This window comes from Dactylosporangium sp. NPDC049742 (assembly GCF_040674675.1).
In the GTDB taxonomy this organism is placed as follows: Bacteria; Actinomycetota; Actinomycetes; order Mycobacteriales; family Micromonosporaceae; genus Dactylosporangium; species Dactylosporangium maewongense.
In genome coordinates this window covers 1-1053 of sequence record NZ_JBFANF010000165.1, presented here as the reverse complement: position 1 = coordinate 1053, position 1053 = coordinate 1, and the positions used below count along the sequence as shown (strand labels likewise).

The window sequence follows — 1053 nt, the reverse complement described above, 5'->3', positions numbered from 1 at the left end:
GCACCTCAGCGTTTCAGCTTCAGATACGACTGGTGCAGGTCCGACGCCCAACCGTCGATCACGCTTTTCACGTCATCGGCCTTCATCACCTGGGAGTCGTTCGACAACGGCTTGCCGGTGCCTTTACGCACGACCTGGGCGATTACCTTGCCACTGTCGCCATCGAGGAACTGGGCCTCGGTGCCCAGGGTGGTTTCCTGGTCACGAATCCCGGTACCGGTGCTGACCGCAGCGGCCACCAGCGCTACAGGAATGTACTCATACGGCTTGAGGCTTTCGGTCTTGCTGCTGACTGCCGTGATGGCCGCCCGTACTACAATCACGCCCGGGCCAGGCCCGTTGGCCAGTGGCAGGGACTTTTCCAGCTCGCGCTTGAGCGCCTGGTTGTAGTAGGTGTTGATGCCCTGCAAGGTGCTTTCAGGAATCCTGGTGGTGGCTTGTGGCTTGGGGTAGAACTGGGTGGGCTCGATATACACGGCGGTATAACGGCTCAGGTTCAGGTTGGGGTCCACCCAGCGCATCACGTCAGCGCCTGAGGGGGACTTGGCTTCCTTCAGGTTGCTGTAGTCGGAGAGAAACCCGGAATACTCGTCCGGCTGCGTCACCTTGCTGGAACACCCCATCACCCCGATCGAGGCAATGCACACCGTGCCGATCATTAGTCCTAGCTTCATCGTCAAACTCCCTGGCTGTCATCGAAGGAACGTTGAGCTGTAGGTATAGCCAACTCTGGGAAAATAACCCGGTAGCCGTTGCAGGTTGTGGGGCATTTCACAGCGACTTTTCTATTAGACAGGCAAGCACCCAGCGTCAAAGCTGCACGGAGCTTAAGCGCGCCATTAGAGCGTCAACGCATCGGACATCGGAAGTCGTAATGCCCAAGCCTGAAAACAAAACCGTACCTCTCCGTGATTCATCCAGTCGTTACCTGTATCCCGTAGTGATCGCCCTGTTGCTGTTGGCCATGGCCGGGATCTGGTTTTTCCTCCAGGCCAGCACCCCCAAGCTGCCGGTGGCGGCGCCTGCGCCCGTGGTCAAGCCGGTGGCTGTTTT

At 58.7% G+C, this 1053-nt stretch carries 1 protein-coding gene; it reads right to left on the bottom strand.

The genetic code is table 11. From position 1 onward, the window contains the following. Positions 1 to 5 precede the first annotated feature (5 nt). A complete protein-coding gene (locus tag AB0J72_RS58960; protein WP_363418066.1) occupies positions 6 to 659 on the bottom strand; it encodes a DUF3313 domain-containing protein in 654 nt (217 codons plus the stop codon). Positions 660 to 1053: the final 394 nt, after the last annotated feature.

Coding starts and splice junctions, on each gene's coding strand:
- AB0J72_RS58960 (WP_363418066.1), bottom strand. CDS start 659: ATGATCGGCACGGTGTGCATTGCCTCGATCGGGGTGATGGGGTGTTCC.